The following is a 19,543-nucleotide window of genomic DNA, read 5'->3' on the forward strand; positions in this document are numbered from 1 at the left end:
TTAGTATGGAACTTTTCAGAATGCCTATTCCGATCGTACACGAGCTCCACATTTGCATACAGATCTCCTTTACTTCGTTCCCTTCTTTTTCTTCCATGCATTCACACTATCAAAGAAAAAGTTAATAAATAACGTGCCTAAACCCGCTAATAAGAAAGTCATTAAAAATAGAACCCAAATACTTTTATCTTTTAATAGATAATATCCTACAAGGAGCACAACCGCGATCCATACATATTCAAGAATTCTTTTTAGCTTTTTCTGTTCCAACTTATTCGCTCCCTTTTTCTATGCTATTTTTAGTATAACAAAAAAGAAGCCTATCATGATAAGCTTCTTTTTCTTCACTCTTATTTGTTCATACTTTTTTCAACAAGTGAAATCGCATACTCTAATGTACGATTCATCGTTTCTACCTGTGCATCTTTTACTTTCACATCTTTTAATACAGCCTCTGCAACTGTAATTTTTTGATGTAATGATTTCACTGAACCGTCCGTTACATTCGCAGCTTGTGCTTTTTTCACTACTGCTTTTGCAGATTCAATATTGATTTGTAATTTTTCTTTCAGTGTTTTCGGTTGTTCTACTACTTTAGATTGTACAAATGTTTGATTTGCAGTTTTTAATTCATTATACGCTTGAATAATTTGTTCCCCAGTACTTCCTATATTTTCAAACACTTGCTTCGCATTATTATAGCTTTTCTCTAATTCTTGAAACGCTTCTTTTGAATATTGACCTGGCTTATCACCAAATTCATACACACCAGCTAACACTTCTTTTACTTTTCCGATTTCTTCAAATAAAGCATTTACTTGCTCTAACTTCGTACGAGTAGAAAACTCATTGTACGCTGCTAATACTTCTGAAGAACTTAACGCTTTACTATATAATTTTGCAAGCGCGATTTGTCCATTTAACGGAATACCACCATTTCCATTACTATCAGGATCAGCTCCAAGTGCAAATGGTACGTTTGGATGATACACTTTCCCTGTAGCTGGCTGGCTATTTACTTTTTTACCATCCACGTAAATTGCTACTTCACTTCCGTTATACGTCCCTGTTAAATGATACGTTTTATTAGCTTCTAATTTCGTTCCAACACGCTTATAGCTACCACCAATATGAGCCCACAGTTCTACAGTTCCATCACCTGTAGATTCAAAACCAATTCCGCCACCCTCTGTATTTTGCAAAATACCTTGGCCACGAATTTCATTCATTGAAAATACAGTTTCTAACGTAAATGTATTTGCTACTTTTTCTTTTTGTGCTGCTGAAAACGGAAGGTATCCAAATGTATTTGCTTTTCCGTTTAACTTCATCACATTCTTTTTCAATGCTTTATCATACTCAATAGTCACATTACCCTTCACATCACCTTTTGTACCAAATGGTGAATTGTCTTTAAATGTACCATCTGCAAAGTTCACATCGAAAACATCAGCCTTTGGTACTTTTACATTCGGGTCAATATTATCTTTTTTCGTAGTAATTTCTGCCGTTAATGGCTGCGTACTTTCATTGCCAAATGAATCAATTGCAACAACTTCAAGTAGATATGTTTTCCCACCATCTAACCCTGCAAGTGTAAACGTAAGATCTTTTGGCACTGGATCACGGTAAAACTCCGAGAATGCTAATAATTTGTTTTTAATCTCGCCTGTTTGTTTATCCTTCGCTTGTACGCGATAAGAATGAACAAGAAGGTTGTCCAACGCTTGTGGGAATGTTACTGTTGCTGCATTTTCAGTTACATTTGATACAGCAAGCTTTGCATCCTTAGCAAAGTATGGCTTTTCTTTATCTCTATCTTCTACATGTGTAAATGTCTCTTTCTTTGCTGGTAATTTAATTTTCCAAGGCTCGCCTGTCCAAGAATTTGTATGGAAATCACGGCGATTAATCGTTACTTCTTCTTCATCTACTTCTACTAATAAGCCTTGGCTTAATGTACTAGCTCCTGGCGGGATAGTCCCTTGTACTTTACCACCTTCAACTTCCATATAGCTTACAGAAGATGTACCAACTGATGTAAAGTCTTTTTGATGAATCGATCTCGGATCATCTAATGGATAATGTGAGTGACCTGAAAACGTAATAACTTGCGGATATTGTTTTAATACCTCATTAATTTTCGCACTGTCTTGCGTTCCCCATTCTTTGCTACCGTATACTGTATCTTTGATATGTTGATGTAAAAATACGAAAATTGGTTTTGCTGGATCATCCTTTTGTGCTTTCGCCATTTCTTCTTTTAACCAATTAATTTGCTTGTCTGAATAATATCCATGAGTTGTCCCATCCTCTGGCGACATAACAAGGAAATGATACCCTTTTACGACTTTATGATAGTAAATCGATTCCATTCCTGTTTTTTCTAAGAAACGCTTCTGCGCACCTTCTACAGATAAACCGTTCCAATAATCATGGTTACCAAGAGAATTCATTCGCACAGCATCTTTATTTGCATTTTCATTGTACACTTGCATGAAACGATCATATTGCTGCACCGATCCTGTATCCGTGAAATCACCTACAATAACAAATGCATCTTGCTTTGGTGCTAGCGTATTGAACTGTTCAATCGCTCTTTTCCAGCGGAACGTATCATCTGTTCCACTGTTTTTAATATGTACATCACTTACCACTGGAAAAACTAACTTCTTCTCACTCGCTGCCTTTTCTTGCTTTTTCTCTTCTGCTTTGACTGATGTACTCCACGGAAATGATACAAACGCTAATGCAAAGATCATTAATACTCCAATAAAGCCTTTTACTTTTCTTAAAGCAGTTCTTTCCACGTAAATCCTCCTCATATAATGAATTAATTACAATGCTTATTGTATCGAACACATATTAACTTCGTTTAAAGTGAAAATAAAAATTGTTTCACTTTTGTAAATATACAGTTATTTTAATGTGAAATCCCACATTTCTATGAAACAAACCCATTTTGTCTCATAGACACCTATTACTTCTCAATATCCACAAGTCCTATAGTTTTCTATGCCTAGTAAACTATTTATATTTTCCATTTTTTTGTCCATTTATTAACAACTTCCTTCATGTTGTTACATTTAATAATAGTAAACAATCTCATGAAAAGGAGGGATTCCATTGAAACCCCATAAAAATATCGGATGTTTTGCTCCTTTATCTATCATTTGTCAACCTATTTGTCCCTGTCCTCCTCCTATTCCCCCGCCTGAACAATGCGATGCTGAACTCATCACAAATGAGTTTGCAGGTAATATTTTCATTTCAAATGATTTTATTTCTGTTGCTCAAAGACAATCAAAACAAATCTATCCAACATTAACTATTTGGAAAGATGATGGGAGTATTTCATTATCTGGAACTATCTCTGTATACAACAGTAAAAACAGTACAGATGCTTTAACTGTACAAATAGTAAGTAATAATACTAATACTTTCACTGTTCTACCCGGTAATACCATTTCATACACAGGATCAAACTTACAATCTGTTTCTATAATAGATATTCCAACAGATCCTTCTACTTATATCGAGGGTCGCTACTGTTTCCAACTCACTTATTGTAAATCAAAGCGTGACTGCCTATAAGTATATTCGATTAACAAACAACTATTACCTTTGCAAAATTCCACAAAAAAACCGTGCAAACTAATACATAGTTTGCACGGTTTTTATCGAAATATTGCAATATTCTATGATAAAGTATAACGAATCGTCATACAAAATTCTCCTGTTTCTGCAGCTGCCGTTCCAAGAATTGTAACCGTATCAAAACGACGAACTGTAAAGGATGCACTGCTTCCCGTTGCAACAACAAGCGTTTCCAATGCAGTCCCTGCTATACCACCACTATAAAACACAAGCGTAACAGGTCCTGTACCAGTATCAACTTTCAAATACCCAGATGCATAAATATCTTGAGAGATATTATCTGCATAAATTACTTCTGCAGCTGCTGATGCAGTCCAGTCAATACAAACTTTATCTTGAACAATCGTTTTTTGCGAATTCGCACAGCATGAAAGATTAGTACTACAATTCCCCATCTTATTTTTCCCCTCTCTATGAAATTAAATAACGTGTCGTAATACAAAACTCTCCTTGGTAGGTTCCTAACGGCGTCGCCGGTGTCGTAATTTGAATAATGTTAAAACGACGGAACGTAAACGCAATGCTTGTTCCTTCAGAAACGGTAAACGTTTGAATTGTTCCTCCACCTGAATCGAGCACTGCCACTGTAATTTGGTTTGCAGGACTCACACCTGGCCCAACATCGTAGGTTAAATAACCTGTTCCAACGATATTTTGATTCACGTTATTCGCATAGACAGTAAATGTACTAGCGGCGGCACTAGACCATGAATTACATACTTTATCTTGGACGAAGTTACTACTATTATCCGAGCAACATGTTAAAACTGTTCCTGAGCACTCACAAGACATAGTCTTTCCCTTCTTTCTTTTTTATTCCTTATATGTGTATGTCCTTCAGAGTCTTTTGCCTGTACTATTCATCCATTTTCAAAAAATAAGCAAACCTCATTACTGCCAACTAGATAGATTCCGTTTTGTTTCGTTTTTTCATAAATTTGTAGATAAAGATACTAGCCACAATAAATAGAACGCCCACTAATATTGGTAGCATATATTGTCCAACAACATCCGCTGCTTTTGCCCAATGCGGACCTAATTTCATTCCAAAATAGACATATAAAGTCGTTAACGGGAACATTGCTACAAATGTATATATGCTAAATTTCCATATGTTCATTTTCGCCATACCACATGGAACAGAAATAAGCGTTCGAACTCCCGGTACAAAGCGTCCAACAAATGCTACAACTGGTCCATATTTCTCAAAGAAATCATCTGCTTTTTGAATTTGTTCTTCTTTAATAAAGAAGTATTTCCCGTATTTTATTAATAGAGGACGACCACCGTAATAACCGAGTGCGTATAACGTTAGCGGCCCTGTCGTTCCGCCAAGTGTTCCAGCTAATACAGCTAGCCAAAAGTTCATATCACCCTCGTATACCCAATACCCAACCATGGGCAAAACGACTTCTGCTGGAATAAATTCAAACGTTAATGCTAATACAACTCCAAAATAAGAAAACTGCTTTAAAAACTCGATTATATCTAAAATAATTTGCTCCATATTTTTAACTCCTATCCTACGTTTACGTTATGTTTTTCTTGTAATTGAACTGGTGCCATTTTTACAATTCGATTTAAAATAAATAACACAATTCCAATATCATCTAAAATACCGATGAACGGTAAGAAGTCTGGAATTAAATCGAGCGGCATCGCTACATAACCAACTAAAAAAGCAATAGATAAAATTTTCTTCTTTATTGAAACCTCTTTTGAAGTAAAAAAGTCAAATAGGAATGGAACGAAACGACGGACATGAAATACAACTCTTAATCTACTAATAAGTTTTTTCATTTTTATTTCTCCTCTCTTGGTATACAAAAAGGACCCTACCAAATATGGTAAGGGTCCTAAAAAAGACAATAAGGGGCCTTTACCATTGCTGGTAAAGGTCTCACTAACAACGAAACGTTGCCAATAAAGCCGAGGGTTTCTCCCTGTAATGACGACTTTACTGTAATAAGTTACTCCCCTTTATATACACAATTTTATACAATCACATTAAAATATTTGCTTAGGCTTGTCAATATTTTTTTCATTTGTCATTCAGATTATTACACTGTAAAAGGCCTTCTTCCGTGTTCTCTATTGAAGTAACTTGGAGTGTGTAACCATCTGGATCAAGAAATATTATTCTAACTTCTTCACCACGGCGTTCTTCTACAAATGATATTTGATAAAACGCTAACTTTTTCTTTAACCTCTCGATATTTGTAGTTTTTAACAATAGTTCCTTCACTGATGATGTAACAGTTTCTCGATACTCTCCCAATCCCCTGTTTACAACAAAACAAATTCTCGTTGAACAAATATCATACCAAACACCCGTTACACGTATTTGTGGCCTCTCCTTACTCGGTTTAAAACCTAGAATTCCTTCATAAAAATATAATGTTTCCTTTAAGTTTTTAGATTCTAATACAATACATGTTGTAACACTTCCCATCCGTACTCCCCCTGCCCCTTTTAGTTTTTTATATGAGTCATAATTTACAATTATGTACGAATACAATACGTAGTGATGAATATTTAATTTATAAAGGAGGCATGTAACATGGATAAATTTATGAAATCTTACATACCTTATCACGGTCCAAATGATCCTTGCCCTCCAATCGGAAAGAAATATTACTCAACTCCCCCACACCTATTTATGGGATTTCAACCACCTAACTTACCCCAATTCCCACCAAAAGAAGCTTTAAGAAAAGGGACTTTATGGCCTGCTTTTTATGATTTTTATGAAAATCCTTACAAAAAAGGACGGTGAATAAAAACGTGACACAGACATTGCCAGATGAATATTACAGATGGATTGAAGAACTACAAGAACTAGACTTTGTATTAGTTGAACTTACCCTCTATTTAGATACGCACCCCAACGATACTGCAGCTATAAATCAATTCAACGATTTCTCCTATAAACGAAGAGTATTACAACAAAAAATTGAAGAAAAATACGGGCCACTTCAGCAGTTTGGAAATAGTTATTCTAACGCCCCATGGGAATGGAGCAAAGGACCGTGGCCATGGCAAATATAAAGGAGAGAAACTATGTGGATTTATGAAAAGAAATTACAATATCCAGTTAAAGTGAGTACTTGTAATCCAGCACTCGCCAAATTATTAGTTGAACAATATGGCGGTGCGGACGGCGAACTAGCTGCTGCGCTTCGCTACTTAAATCAGCGTTATACAATTCCTGACAAAGTTGTCGGCTTACTAACCGACATTGGTACAGAAGAATTCGCACATTTAGAAATGATTGCGACAATGATTTATAAGTTAACAAAAGATGCGACGCCAGAGCAAATGAAAGCTGCTGGATTAGACGCGCAGTACGCTAATCACGATAGTGCTTTATTTTATCATAATGCAGGTGGCGTTCCTTTTACTGCTACTTATATTCAAGCAAAAGGAGATCCTATCGCAGATTTATATGAAGATATTGCTGCTGAAGAGAAAGCAAGAGCAACTTATCAATGGCTAATTGATTTATCTGACGATCCCGACATAAATGATAGCTTACGATTCTTACGTGAACGAGAAATTGTCCATTCACAACGTTTCCGAGAAGCAGTTGAAATTTTAAAAGAAGAACGCGATCGAAAAATTTATTTTTAACACACGTATCCTAGCGATATGTGTTTTTTTACGTTTAAAGTTAAATCCTTCCTATTAAACATATAAATAGTATATTTATTCGATTTAATGCATTATTTTTTAATATTTTCAAAATTCCCTATTGCTTTCTAGTCATCAGACCTTTAAAATAGTAACAGTTACTCGACAAATTATTTGAATTTTCGACAAAAACACTCATTAGGAGGCTTTTCTTTATATGCGTACAACTTTAAAACCAGCGCAAATACTTTCGATTAGTTTATTACTATTCGCAGTTTTCTTCGGTGCTGGTAATATGATTTTCCCGCCCCTTCTCGGTCTTTCTTCCGGAGAAAATATGTGGATTTCCATTACAGGTTTCATTATTACAGACGTCGGTTTATCTTTACTTGCTATCGTCGCTGTTGCCCTTGCCGGTGGTAGCTTTAACACTTTAGCAAGCCGTGTTCATCCAAAATTCGCAGCAATATTCGCTATCATTATTTATCTTTCAATCGGCCCACTATTTGTTATTCCACGAACTGGATCTGTATCTTACGAAATTGGGATTGCACCACTTTTCCCTGACCAATGGTACTCTATGTTAATCTTTAGTGCGATTTTCTTTACAGTCGTCTACTTCTTATCATTAAATCCATCAAAATTAGTAGATCATATCGGTAAAATATTAACGCCAATTTTGCTTGGGATTATTGCAATTATGGCAACAAAAGCGATTCTTTCACCAGGAACGTTTGCAGAACCTGTTGGTGATTATAAAGAAATCCCATTTTTCAAAGGTTTTCTTGAAGGATTTTTAACGTTAGATGCAATTGGTGCTCTCGTATTATCAACAATTGTTGTAAATGCAATTCGCCAAAACGGTATACAAGAGAAGAAATCGATTGCGAAATATACAATTATTTGCGGAAGCATTGCAGCCCTATTCTTAACAATTGTTTATTTCCTACTCGGTTATATCGGCGCTTCAAACGGCAACTTAGGACAATTCGAAAACGGTGGTCAACTATTAGCTACTGTCATGTACCAATTCTTTGGGACGAGCGGTAATGTTTTATTAAGTATCGCCATTATCTTCGCTTGTTTAACGACAGCAATCGGCGTTGTAAGTGCATTCGCCAACTATTTCGCAACAGTATTAACAAACGTTTCATATAAAAAGCTCGTACTATACGTTTGTATTTTTAGCTTCGTGATTTCAAACTTAGGTTTAAGTTTATTAATTAAAATTACATTACCTGTATTAATCATTTTGTATCCAATTACGATTATTTTAATTTTCGTATCATTTATTGATAAATATACGAAACGTAAACCTTCTGTCTACATCGGAGCAATGATCGCGGCATTCATTATTAGCTGTATTCACGCACTTGATAATGTGGAAATGATACCAAGTTTTATCGCTAACATCGTACACACCATTCCTTTTTATAACTTAGGAATTGGCTGGATCGTCCCAGCAATAATCGGTGGTCTAATCGGATACTGTATTCCGCAAACAGAAGCTGAAGGTGAAGTTTCTGCAAAGTAAAAAGAAGCAAGCATGAAATCCATGCTTGCTTCTTTTTCTCTTCACATCGTATGTTTAAACGTAAACAACTCTTCCTTTGACTGCACAGCAGACTGTTCCTCTTCTACATCCGTCTTCTTTCTCTCTCCCCCTAATCGAACTTTCATCATCGCCTCTTCTATACTTTTTACAATCATATTTCCTGAAAAAATGGTAAGCCCGAAAAATGTAATTGGGACGAGAGGAATCCATGGATGCACTGTTAAAGATCTAAAGTATACCCCAATTAACCCTGACCATTCATGTGTGTACGATTCTATTTCTTTTATCCCTATCGGTCCACCAAACTGGACTGTCCCTCCAAAAAACACCTCAAGTAACCCTAAATGAAGTAAAATGGTTAAGGTTTGAGTAAACTGTTGAAGAAATACAAGTATAAACGTCATATAGAGATGCGGAAAAAGATGCCTTATAACAATGTGCCTTCTCGATCCACCTAATATGCGCGCTGCATCAATAAATTCTTCTGTTTGTAATTTACGAACTTCCTTCGCGACATACAGTGCAAGAACTGGCAAAGCAAGCGTTACAAGTAATACAACTTGAAACGAAGCTCGCTCAAAAAAAGTTGATGTCTCCTCTCCGCTTCCAAAACTATTCACAGATTGAAGAAAGAAATACGCAATCATAACTGTCGGAATAACTGTAAAACTGTCAAAAAAAGCCTCAATCTTTGAAAAGCCTCTTTTTATATATGTTCCGAGCAAAACACCGAAAAACACCCCCATTACCATTCTAAGTAATGCGATTAAAAACGATATTCCAATCGTCCACTTTGCTCCCTCAATTACTAAATGTAAAAGGTCATATCCATTCCGGTCTGTCCCAAGTAAAAATTGGAATGAAGGTGAAAACGGTGGCACTTCTGGGTTTCCTGCCGCATCATATTGCAGTGTAACTTTTCTAATCTGTCCATCATTCCATATCGTATTTCCAATACTCAAAAGAACTAATATGAGAAAAAATCCAACGCTTATCCAAAACCTTTTATCACGTTTTATATACGTCCACATATTATAATCTCTCCTTCATCGCAGCCGGAACGAGATAATGAAACGATTTAAATAAAATAAAAATTGGAATGTAGATAAGTAGCACACTAACAATGAACAACTCAACCTTCATATCCGGATATGATTTCACAAACATAAAAATACCTCTCGTATTAAAAATCCATTCTATAATATATAAATTTGATAACATAAACCAAATATTCGTTTTTGCAAAAAAGAGTGTACTAAGCAACACATTTCGCAAAATATGACGATTTAAAATATGAAAGCGACCTAAGCCCTTCGCCTTAGCAAATAATACATAATCTTTTTCTAACTCATTTTCAAAACGAAGCACTAACAGTTTTACAAACATAATCGTAGTCGGGATACTCAAACAAAATATCGGTAATCCTCTAATGGATTCGCCTCCAATTGCCGCAATTTTAAAAGGTAAAAAACCTGTTTGTTTAAAAAACCATATAACTAAAATTTGTGATCCTAAAATAAGAAGAATGTCTGGAATGGATTCTAGAAAGATGAGAAACGATTTAATTCGATGTTGTATACGCGGTGAACTACTCATAATCATATAAACGATACAAAATGCTACCAATAATGAAATGCAAAATGCAGACAAGAAAATAACCATTGTTTCTTTATAATGAACAAACAACTGTGGAAATAAAAATTTATCACTTGCATATTGCATATTGGAAATATCCATTAATTTCGCAAATACTTCTTTTAGACTCTTTATGTACGCTGATACATTCAGCTCAAATCCATAAAATAATTTCGGCAGTGCCCCTAAAAAAATAATACCCAAAATTGAAATGATAAATTGAATTGTCATTTCCATCCCATTCAAAAAAACTTTCTTTACCATTTTCTCCCTTCTCTCTATATAATTTACTCTTTAATTTTATTCCCAATTTTCTGAATTGTAAATATTTACAATAAAAAAATCACTAGGTTATGATCCTAGTGATTCTTTATGCACATGTTTTTCACTTTTTGAAAACGGCATATACAAAATGAAACATCCAATAAGCGCTGCAATTTCTAATGAAATAATATAGTAAGGATATGGTCCTAACATATCAAGTAATGAAGCCGTTTCTGGCTTATGAGCTAAAAACATATAATTACCACCTGTTTTGTAATTCACAAATGAAACGACTGGAATTACAATATTTAAAAATATCATCGTACGCTTAATAGATTGTAAAGTCGGTCTATACCCTTCTACCCATGTCATAAAGAGCGGTGCCCAAATGAGTAATACATGTGCAAGGAAAAATTCTATAAAGCGAAAATGCGGAAAAGCGTATTGCAAGTTTGGCGTTAAAATAGCTTGTGATGCACCGATAATTCCTGTAAAAAAGACAATCTCATATATTCGATAACTTTTCGTTACAATCATAATCGACGCTAATAATAAACTAATCGTGCACAACTCAAATGGTAATGAAGTGGCTAGTTCAAAAATACCAGCTTTCCATTCCCACATATGAAGTCCAATTTCACTTCCGATAAATAGAAATGCAATCGCATATCGAACCGTTATATTCCACTCACTTTGACGCAGTACATCTTGGTATTGATACAGAAAAATGATCCCTACCAACATAATAAATAATATAATGGCGTGTTGCCTTGAATATGGAATAAATGGTTTTAATGGATGCGCACTAAAATAAGCTTCCATCTTCCTTCCCCCTTTCCTTCATACAATATTATTGTAAGAAAAAACAACGAGTCAATTCATCTGCTTAAGCTGGGACAACCTTTACCTTACATCTACATATTTATACCTTACAAAACTGTAAGGTTATTGTAAGCTAAAACGATTTGTCAGATTCTTCACCTCTTCTATACTTAATGTAGATACTAAAACGAACGAAAAGGTGATAAATAGATGAAGAAGAAAAATAAAGTGTTAATTACTAGTGTAGTAGCAATTGGAATTGCAGCTGGATCATACTTTGCATTTGCTGGCGGCGGTTCAGAAGTAGCAATGGCATATAGCGGATATAAAGTAACAGAAAAACAGATTGAAAACGCGCAAAAATTTGGCGGTGAAGTCATTCCAAACGGCATCGAAACAATTTCATTTGATCCAACAAAAGGTACGTATGAATTAGCTGTAAAAAAGGGTGATGAAGTGAAAAAAGGGCAGCTTCTGTTTAAATACAATGACCCTACTGCTAAGCAAGGTGTAACGGAAGCAGAAATGCAAAAGAAAATCGCACAAAAAGAAGTAACATTGTTCCAAAAACAAATCGATGCAGCGAAACAAAAATTACAAAAAGATAAAAATGCAGGCCTTCCTCAGGAAGCATTAAAAGCATCAGAAATCGAAGTGCAACAATTAGAATCACAACTTGAAATGAAAAAGTTTGAAGTTGAAAAATCTGATGAAATGATTAAAGCAGCAAAAGAGAAAGTAAACACACTTTCTGTAACAAGTCCTGCTGATGGCGTAATTGATGATATCGTAAAAATTGCTGATGAAAAAACAGGTATGAGTGGCATTACACTTCGTCACGCTGGTCCATTTAAAGTAAAAGGTCAACTTTCTGAATATGAGCTTGCTAGTATGAAAGTTGGGCAAGAAGTAACTGTTTCATCAAAAACGGTCGCTGGTAAGACTTGGACAGGAAAAGTAACAGAAATCGGCTCTACTCCATTAAAAAGTATGGACGAAAACAAAACAGTTTCTAACTATCAATTCACTGTCACATTAGATAATAGTGAAGAGTTACAAAACGGCTTCCACGTTTACGTAACAAGTAAATCAGGCGAAGCAACTGGTACGATTGTTCCGAAAAGCAGCATCGTGAAAAAAGGTGACAAAAATGTTGTCTTCATTGTAAAAGACGGTAAAGCGAAAGAACAAGCGGTTACTGTTGAATTCGAAACAGATAGCGAAGCAAAAGTTTCTGGAGTGAAAAAAGGAGAGCAAATTATCTCTAAACCTGAAAAAGACTTAAAAGATGGTATGGAGGTTGTCGTTGAATGATTAACTTAAAAGGCATCACGAAATCCTTCCAAAATGGTGCAGAATCCGTTCAAATATTACACGGAATCGACGTAACACTTAACCAAGGAGAATTTACTTCTATTATGGGACCATCTGGTTCTGGTAAATCAACTCTAATGAACATTATCGGTTGCTTAGATAAACCAACGACAGGTGCATACGAACTAGCTGGTCAAAACATTTCAAATATGTCTGAGACAGAACTTGCACGCGTTCGTAATAAAGAGATCGGGTTCGTATTCCAAAACTTCATGTTATTACCGAGACTTACAGCACTTCAAAATGTAGAGCTACCTCTTATCTACGCTGGAGTCGATAAAAAAGAAAGACGTGAGCGTTCATTAGCCGCTTTAACGAAAGTCGGCTTAGCTGATCGTGCTACTCACTTACCGAACGAATTATCAGGTGGACAAAAACAACGTGTCGCAGTCGCACGTGCAATCGTAAATAATCCAAAATTCATCTTAGCTGATGAACCAACAGGAGCACTTGATACGAAAACAAGTACACAAATTATGGACCTCTTTTACGAGTTAAACAAACAAGGCTCAACAATCATTATGATTACCCACGATCGTGAAATCGGGGAAGCTGCCGCACGTCAAATTGTAATTCGTGACGGAAATATCGTCCAAGATTGGAGAGGTTAATTTTGAACACGAGTGAAAATATACGCATGGCCCTTTCCTCTATCTTTGCTCATAAAATGCGTTCTATCTTAACGATGTTAGGTATTATTATCGGTATTAGCGCTATTATTACTATCATTTCAATGGGTGATGGTACAAATGCAAAGTTTAAAAAAGAGTTAGGCCAAGGAAAAGATAATGAAGTAACGATTTACTACAAAAACCCTGATTATGGACCAGACAACGCCAAAATTACAGCCGATATGCTAAACCGTCTTCAAACTGTACCAGGCGTTAAAGATGTGTATCCAGATGTAAGTATGAAAGTGAAAGCATCTGCTGGTTCAAAAGATGTTTCTCTTGATTTAAAAGGTGGAACAGGCGACTTCATGACAGATTCGAAAATAAAATTAGTTCACGGTCGTGAATTAAACGACAGCGAATTAAACCAAGCAATTCCTGCTGTTATATTAAATGAAGAAGCTTTCAATAAATTATTTAATGGTTGGGAATCAAATTTATACACAGATATAAAAGGAAAACCATATAAAGTAGTCGGTGTGTACGAAACAAAAAATGAGTTTGGAATGGCTATGTCAGAAGGTTATACATCACTTGAAAATGCCCCGGTCATTTCTGGAGTAACTGAGTATGACACTGTAAAATTAACGCTCGTTTCTCCAGCAGAACGTAAAAGTGTAGAAAAACAAGCCGTTTCTGTTTTAAACGAAATGAAGGCTCCTAAATTTGAGCATAAATTTGAAGCGCAAGACATGGGTGAATTTACGAAGCAATTAGACGAATCAATCGGTATGATGAAAATGGTATTCGGTGGTATTGCCGCTATCTCCTTACTTGTTGGTGGTATCGGTGTAATGAACATCATGCTTGTATCTGTAACAGAACGTACACGTGAGATTGGTATTCGTAAAGCGCTTGGTGCAACGCGCGGTAAAGTATTAACACAATTCTTAATTGAATCTTGTATTTTAACAGGACTCGGTGGTTTCATTGGATTCATGCTCGGTATTTTCTTCGCTTGGATCGTCTCAATCTTTGCCGGATGGCCACTTGTTGTCTCAAAAGAACTTGGACTTCTTGCAGTAGGTATTTCAATGCTAATCGGTATTATATTCGGTTTACTGCCAGCTAACAAAGCTGCAAAACTGGATCCAATTGAATGTTTACGATATGAATAAACAAAAACGTAGGGATTTACACTCCTACGTTTTTTATTTATCCCGCTTTAATGGGCAGTAAGACCCCCACCTCAAAATTCAGTGAAAGCAAAGAAGTTAGGTGGGGGTCGGGCTGCCCATTAAAGTCCGATTGGTTCAACTAATAATCAGTGGGGGATGAAGAACCCCCCACTGATTAAAGTTTCACTTTATCTATTAAATCGTGTTTCTTCTATTATATATGTTTCACGTTATGAACACTTTTAATTATTTTAATCTACTAAAGCTATTATAGAATCCTATTATTGCAAAAATAATATGTGGAAGCCTGAAATCAAGGCGTAATTTTTTCCATACCTCGACTTATTTTGTAACAATTATGGCGATTTTTTATTAAATTTCACCTCATTTATATTCCTCCACAGCCATAATAGTTATTTTTACATAACTAATCACCTGTTTCAACAGCAAAATACGCCATTTTTGTAACACCTAAGAAACAATTACGTAACATTACAGAAACATTATTAACCTATTAGAAATTGAAATACTCTCTATTTTATGCATCACATGCTCTTAGCCCCCAAAAAAACTATAAGAAAGCGCTTTTAGGATATTACTGGAATTATTACAGAATATTAATGCCCCATTACGAAAGCTTTGTAATTCTATGTTTTTCGCAAATAAGAAAATAATGGTTGCTATAATGAGGTCAACGAAAACAAATGCAATGGAGGCTATTATGAAAAAATTTATGGGTATAGCAACAGCAGCGGTTTTTGGTCTTGGGATTTTCACAACATCTGCTAAAGCAGAAACAATCGTAACGACTGATGTACTAAATGTACGAGAAAACCCAACTACTGAATCAAAAGTTGTAGGAAAATTATTAGATGGATATAAAGTTAACGTTTTACATACAGAAAACGGATGGTCAAAAGTGAAATTAAATAGTGGTAAAGAGGCTTTCATTAGCGCTGACTACACAAAAGACACTTACTACGTAACAGCTAACGTATTAAACGTACGTGCTGGTGCAAACACAGACTCAGAGATTCTTGGTAAATTGAAACAAGATGACGTAATTGAAACAACACACCAAGTTGAAAATGGTTGGATCCAATTTGAATATAACGGAAAAACGGCTTATGTTCATGTTCCTTACTTAACAGGTAAAGCTCCAGTTAAAGTTCAACCAGTAGTTAAAGCTGAAAAAACAACTACAGTTCAAGATACAGCTAAAGTTCGTGAAGCAGTTAAAGCAGGCGAAGTAGCTGAAACTCAAGCAAAAGCTAAGGCTCAGGAAGCAACTAAAGCTCGTGAAGCGGCTGAAGCTCAAGCAGCGGCTAAAGCTCAAGAAGCAGCTAAGGCTCAAGAGGCAGCTAAAGCTCAGGCAGAAGCTAAAGCTCAAGCAGCAGCTGAAGCTCAAGCGGCAGTTAAAGCTCAGGAAGCAGCTAAAGCTCGTGAAGCAGCTAAAGCTCAGGCAGAAGCTGAAGCTCAAGCAGCAGTTAAAGCTCAGGAAGCGGCTAAAGCTCGTGAAGCAGCTAAAGCTCAGGCAGAAGCTGAAGCTCAAGCAGCGGCTAAAGCTGAGGAGGTAGCTAAAGCTCGTGAAGCGGCTAAAGCTCAAAAACCAGCTACACAACAACCTGTTGCAAAAGAAACTGAAACAAGTGCACCATCATCTTCTCGTGAGTTACGTGTTGTAGCAACAGCTTATACAGCAGATCCACTTGAAAATGGTTATAAAGCAGGCGACCAAGTAAAATCAGCTTTAGGTCACAACTTAACAGCTAATCCAAACATGAAACTTATTGCAGTTGATCCAAGTGTAATTCCATTAGGTTCAAAGGTATGGGTTGAAGGTTACGGAGTAGCAATCGCTGGTGATACTGGTGGAGCTATTAAAGGAAATAAAATCGACGTTTTAATGCCAGACAAAGGTACATCAAGTAACTGGGGACGTAAAACAGTTACAGTTAAAATATTAAACTAATTCGTATAAAAAAGAGTCAGTCTCATTGTTGAGGCTGACTCTTTTTTTGATTCTTACATTCTTTCTCCTTCACTCCCGTCTAATTCTATATACGATAGACTACCATTTCAACAGAAAAAAGAGGATGCCATAGCATCCTCTCCTTCCCTATTCCACACAAGTAAACTGTGTCCAAGCTCCTACATAATCTAGTAAGAATAACTCCTCTTCTGCAATTGTACCGACAATATTTTTCCGTTCATCTACCGGCATTTCTTTTAGAATGATTTGTAGTTCGCCTTTATACTTGCCAAATGAGTTGTTACCAATTACAACTTGCCCTCTTTCCTGTAATACACTTTCGCGCGCTGGGAAGTCATAGTCTTTGTACTTTTTACGTACTTCTGTAGAACGTACCATATATTCTGTTATATCACCGCGTCTTACGTGTAATTCTTGCAGCGAGGCTCTCTTCTCTACTTCAGTCGCTTCGTCTACAAAATGTACTTTCAGCTGTAACATGTAACGATTTAAGTTTCCTAGTTTCTCTAACTCTTCTTCACTCGCATAAGCATTTCCGATAATCACATCATCAATAAGCCCTGTTGCCCATAAATGTTTCGCTTGTACTTCTATCGGTAGGTTACGATGTTGTTCTAGCGTACATAATCCGTCATTAATATCCCATGGACCGATGTTAGCTGTATGTGACGTAATAAAGGCTGCCGTGCGAATACCGTGTTTTTTAAAGCGTTCACTACAGCGAATGAAATAGTCGTACGGAAGACCAGTGAATTTTTGTGGATAAAAGTTATGACACCCAATTAAAGCTGGTTTATTCGCTTGATGCGAAAGAATATTTTCTAAGTACGCAATATCGTTACTTACGTTTAACTCAATTTTTAAGCCGTACGGATTATTCGTCATTTTCGCTTCTGTTAATCCGTCAAAACCTAAATCTAAACGAATACCGTCTGCACCTAACTCTGCGAAGAATGATAGATCGCTATAGCTAATACCAAGTTGATCGAATACTGCCGGAGCTACATCTAAAATAACTTCCATATTGTTATCTTTTGCATGATTAATAATTTCTTTAAATTCAGCTACAATCTCTTCTTTCGGACGATTCACGGATAATAGACAAGTGAATATTCTTGAAAAACCGTGGCGTGCCGCTGCCGAAATGTATTCCATGTCTTTTTCTTTCGTTGAATGCTCTGGATAAAGTGAAATTCCTAATTTACGCTCCATGCTTTTGCATCTCCTTCACACGTTGTATTAATGCCATGCTCGTAAATCTATATTTTGCAGATAAACATGTTGCACATAAAATCGTTGGTACAATGATAACGTACGGTGATTGTAAGCTTAGCATTACATATGCACCCATTGAACTACCGATAAATACAATTGATACGAGTAGTAAAACTAATAAAGATTTACTTTGTACCCATTTTGAATAATGTGCAATACACTGTCCCGCTACAAATGTAATTAAGATGATAATTGCTCCGAGCATTCTGTTTTCTCCTCTCCTGCTATTTGTTGTTTCTCATACATTTTGAAGAATGGATAGTAAATAACGAATGAAATTACAAAGTTAATCAATACAAGTACACCAGCCATAATTGTCCAGTCTGTACTAATAATCGCTGCAATCGGTGCTAACATCGTAAATGGCAATTTCGCCATCATCAGCGGAATCATGCCTGACACAACTGCGAAATATGATACTGTCGTTGTAACTAACGGTGTTATAACGAATGGAATAATTAAGATTGGGTTCATTACAATCGGTGCCCCGAAAATAATCGGTTCGTTAATATTGAATAAACCTGGTACGAATGATAATCTACCCAATTCTTTTAGGAACTTAGATTTAGAGAACATAAACATAATTACTAAAGCTAACGTTGAGCCTGATCCACCGATCCATACGAACCATTGAATAAATTGCTCTGTAAATAAGTTTGGTAATTGATGTGCATTTCCTGTAGCTGTGAATACTTCCATATTTTCAAGAATTGCTGAATCCCACATCGGACGAATGATTGGTCCTAAAATCGCAGGACCATGTATACCGAATGACCAGAAGAACACGATTAAGAATACTGTTAATAAACCGCCGAATAAATTATTTCCTACTAATACTGATTTTAGTGGTGCGATTAAATATGTGATTGTTGTATTTACATCAAATTTTAAACCGTAACGAATACCCCAGAATAAAAGAATAACTACTAACGTTGGAATTAGTGCTGCAAACGAATTTGAAACTGCTGGTGGTACACTATCTGGTAATTTAATTGAAATATTATGCTTAATCATAAAATGATAAATTTCTACTGCAATTAATGCTGTAACAATTGCGCCGAATAGAGATGTTGCACTTAATGTTCCTACTGAAATATATCTACCTGCATCAATAACACCTGGTACAGCTTTCGTAATTTGAATTGGTTCAACTGATGCTAGTAAAAAGGCGAGTACAGATAATAATCCTGCACTTAATTGATTGAGCTGATAAAAGTTCGCGAGTGAAGCTCCCACTCCAAATGCTGCGTATAACGCCATTAGCCCTACTGTAAATCGGAATGGAATATCTAAAATATGGCGAAATGGTGCAATCCACTCCATATATGCATCAATTGGTAAGTTTAAAAAGATAACGAAAAATGATCCGACAATCGTTAACGGCAATGTAGAAATAACCCCGTTTCGAATTGCTAATAAATGTCGTTGTCCTGCAATCTTTTGTGTTGTTGGCATAATCTTTTGTTCCATAAAGCTCATAAAACCATTCATCAATACCCCTCCTCTTTCTTTTTTTAATGAAGGAATGAAATAAAGTTATAACATTATA

General features: G+C 35.9%; 22 protein-coding genes. 9 read left to right on the forward strand and 13 right to left on the reverse strand.

Features of this window, described 5'->3' with window-relative positions; genetic code table 11:
* Positions 1 to 69: 69 nt before the first annotated feature.
* Together EUC40_RS21770 and EUC40_RS21775 are read right to left on the reverse strand one after the other, a co-directional pair.
* The gene (locus EUC40_RS21770) at positions 70 to 270 is read right to left on the reverse strand and encodes a hypothetical protein (RefSeq protein WP_000435801.1); all 201 of its coding nucleotides are present in this window, start codon (positions 268 to 270) and stop codon (positions 70 to 72) included.
* 80 nt (positions 271 to 350) lie between these two features.
* Positions 351 to 2,810, reverse strand: coding sequence for a LamG-like jellyroll fold domain-containing protein (locus EUC40_RS21775; protein ID WP_151627734.1), 2,460 nt, complete (start codon positions 2,808 to 2,810; stop codon positions 351 to 353).
* Positions 2,811 to 3,126: 316 nt separating this feature from the next.
* On the opposite strand from EUC40_RS21775, the gene EUC40_RS21780 reads away from it, so the two are divergent.
* Positions 3,127 to 3,594 (forward strand): S-Ena type endospore appendage, encoded by a 468-nt coding sequence (locus tag EUC40_RS21780; protein ID WP_000802317.1) that lies wholly within the window; start codon positions 3,127 to 3,129, stop codon positions 3,592 to 3,594.
* A 104-nt stretch (positions 3,595 to 3,698) separates the two neighbouring features.
* Here EUC40_RS21780 and EUC40_RS21785 read toward each other — a convergent pair whose 3' ends face one another.
* The 5 genes from EUC40_RS21785 to EUC40_RS21805 form a co-directional block, all read right to left on the reverse strand.
* Complete coding sequence (locus EUC40_RS21785) at positions 3,699 to 4,052, reverse strand: DUF3992 domain-containing protein (RefSeq protein WP_098662789.1); 354 nt, start codon at positions 4,050 to 4,052, stop codon at positions 3,699 to 3,701.
* A 16-nt stretch (positions 4,053 to 4,068) separates the two neighbouring features.
* Positions 4,069 to 4,449, reverse strand: coding sequence for a DUF3992 domain-containing protein (locus EUC40_RS21790; RefSeq protein WP_098499503.1), 381 nt, complete (start codon positions 4,447 to 4,449; stop codon positions 4,069 to 4,071).
* A gap of 109 nt (positions 4,450 to 4,558) precedes the next feature.
* Positions 4,559 to 5,164, reverse strand: coding sequence for a DedA family protein (locus tag EUC40_RS21795; protein ID WP_151627733.1), 606 nt, complete (start codon positions 5,162 to 5,164; stop codon positions 4,559 to 4,561).
* 11 nt (positions 5,165 to 5,175) lie between these two features.
* Positions 5,176 to 5,457, reverse strand: a complete 282-nt coding sequence (locus tag EUC40_RS21800) for a YkvA family protein (RefSeq protein WP_000733844.1) — start codon at positions 5,455 to 5,457, stop codon at positions 5,176 to 5,178.
* Between the two features lie 241 nt (positions 5,458 to 5,698).
* A complete protein-coding gene (locus EUC40_RS21805; protein ID WP_156576586.1) occupies positions 5,699 to 6,109 on the reverse strand; it encodes a VOC family protein in 411 nt (136 codons plus the stop codon).
* Between the two features lie 108 nt (positions 6,110 to 6,217).
* Here EUC40_RS21805 and EUC40_RS21810 point away from each other — a divergent pair, with 108 nt between their 5' ends.
* The 4 genes from EUC40_RS21810 to brnQ2 all read left to right on the forward strand — a co-directional run bounded on the left by EUC40_RS21810 (position 6,218) and on the right by brnQ2 (position 8,821).
* Positions 6,218 to 6,433, forward strand: a complete 216-nt coding sequence (locus EUC40_RS21810; protein WP_048562472.1) for a spore coat associated protein CotJA — start codon at positions 6,218 to 6,220, stop codon at positions 6,431 to 6,433.
* An 8-nt stretch (positions 6,434 to 6,441) separates the two neighbouring features.
* Positions 6,442 to 6,705 (forward strand): spore coat protein CotJB, encoded by a 264-nt coding sequence (locus EUC40_RS21815; RefSeq protein ID WP_151627731.1) that lies wholly within the window; start codon positions 6,442 to 6,444, stop codon positions 6,703 to 6,705.
* Positions 6,706 to 6,717: 12 nt separating this feature from the next.
* On the forward strand, positions 6,718 to 7,287 hold the full coding sequence (gene cotJC / locus EUC40_RS21820) for a spore coat protein CotJC (protein WP_002170510.1): 570 nt from the start codon (positions 6,718 to 6,720) through the stop codon (positions 7,285 to 7,287).
* Between the two features lie 217 nt (positions 7,288 to 7,504).
* Positions 7,505 to 8,821 (forward strand): branched-chain amino acid transport system II carrier protein BrnQ2, encoded by a 1,317-nt coding sequence (gene brnQ2, locus EUC40_RS21825; RefSeq protein WP_156576587.1) that lies wholly within the window; start codon positions 7,505 to 7,507, stop codon positions 8,819 to 8,821.
* A 41-nt stretch (positions 8,822 to 8,862) separates the two neighbouring features.
* On the opposite strand, the gene EUC40_RS21830 is transcribed toward brnQ2, so the two are convergent.
* The 3 genes from EUC40_RS21830 to EUC40_RS21840 all read right to left on the reverse strand — a co-directional run bounded on the left by EUC40_RS21830 (position 8,863) and on the right by EUC40_RS21840 (position 11,563).
* On the reverse strand, positions 8,863 to 9,873 hold the full coding sequence (locus EUC40_RS21830; protein WP_156576588.1) for an ABC transporter permease: 1,011 nt from the start codon (positions 9,871 to 9,873) through the stop codon (positions 8,863 to 8,865).
* Position 9,874: 1 nt separating this feature from the next.
* Entirely contained in the window at positions 9,875 to 10,741 is an 867-nt protein-coding gene (locus EUC40_RS21835) for an ABC transporter permease subunit (protein ID WP_156576589.1), read from the reverse strand.
* 87 nt (positions 10,742 to 10,828) lie between these two features.
* Positions 10,829 to 11,563 carry a YwaF family protein gene (locus EUC40_RS21840; RefSeq protein WP_156576590.1) on the reverse strand — a complete coding sequence of 245 codons (735 nt, stop codon included), beginning with the start codon at positions 11,561 to 11,563 and terminating at the stop codon, positions 10,829 to 10,831.
* Between the two features lie 210 nt (positions 11,564 to 11,773).
* Here EUC40_RS21840 and EUC40_RS21845 point away from each other — a divergent pair, with 210 nt between their 5' ends.
* From EUC40_RS21845 to entC, 4 genes are all read left to right on the forward strand, one after another.
* Positions 11,774 to 12,877 (forward strand): efflux RND transporter periplasmic adaptor subunit, encoded by a 1,104-nt coding sequence (locus EUC40_RS21845; RefSeq protein ID WP_156576591.1) that lies wholly within the window; start codon positions 11,774 to 11,776, stop codon positions 12,875 to 12,877.
* Positions 12,874 to 13,548, forward strand: a complete 675-nt coding sequence (locus EUC40_RS21850; protein WP_000609098.1) for an ABC transporter ATP-binding protein — start codon at positions 12,874 to 12,876, stop codon at positions 13,546 to 13,548. The genes EUC40_RS21845 and EUC40_RS21850 overlap by 4 nt, the downstream gene beginning before the upstream one ends.
* Before the next feature lie 26 nt (positions 13,549 to 13,574).
* Entirely contained in the window at positions 13,575 to 14,726 is a 1,152-nt protein-coding gene (locus EUC40_RS21855; RefSeq protein WP_415783941.1) for an ABC transporter permease, read from the forward strand.
* 598 nt (positions 14,727 to 15,324) lie between these two features.
* Complete coding sequence (gene entC / locus EUC40_RS21860; protein ID WP_156576592.1) at positions 15,325 to 16,698, forward strand: cell wall-binding protein EntC; 1,374 nt, start codon at positions 15,325 to 15,327, stop codon at positions 16,696 to 16,698.
* A gap of 147 nt (positions 16,699 to 16,845) precedes the next feature.
* Here the strand turns inward: entC and EUC40_RS21865 are convergent, their stop codons facing one another.
* The 3 genes from EUC40_RS21865 to EUC40_RS21875 are packed head-to-tail and all read right to left on the reverse strand — an operon-like array spanning position 16,846 to position 19,485.
* A complete protein-coding gene (locus EUC40_RS21865) occupies positions 16,846 to 17,931 on the reverse strand; it encodes a DUF871 domain-containing protein (protein WP_156576593.1) in 1,086 nt (361 codons plus the stop codon).
* On the reverse strand, positions 17,921 to 18,199 hold the full coding sequence (locus tag EUC40_RS21870; RefSeq protein WP_000900037.1) for a hypothetical protein: 279 nt from the start codon (positions 18,197 to 18,199) through the stop codon (positions 17,921 to 17,923). The genes EUC40_RS21865 and EUC40_RS21870 overlap by 11 nt, the downstream gene beginning before the upstream one ends.
* Positions 18,175 to 19,485 (reverse strand): PTS sugar transporter subunit IIC, encoded by a 1,311-nt coding sequence (locus EUC40_RS21875; protein WP_071711576.1) that lies wholly within the window; start codon positions 19,483 to 19,485, stop codon positions 18,175 to 18,177. The genes EUC40_RS21870 and EUC40_RS21875 overlap by 25 nt, the downstream gene beginning before the upstream one ends.
* Positions 19,486 to 19,543 lie beyond the last annotated feature (58 nt).

Source organism: Bacillus luti (assembly GCF_009739945.1).
In the GTDB taxonomy this organism is placed as follows: Bacteria; Bacillota; Bacilli; order Bacillales; family Bacillaceae_G; genus Bacillus_A; species Bacillus_A luti.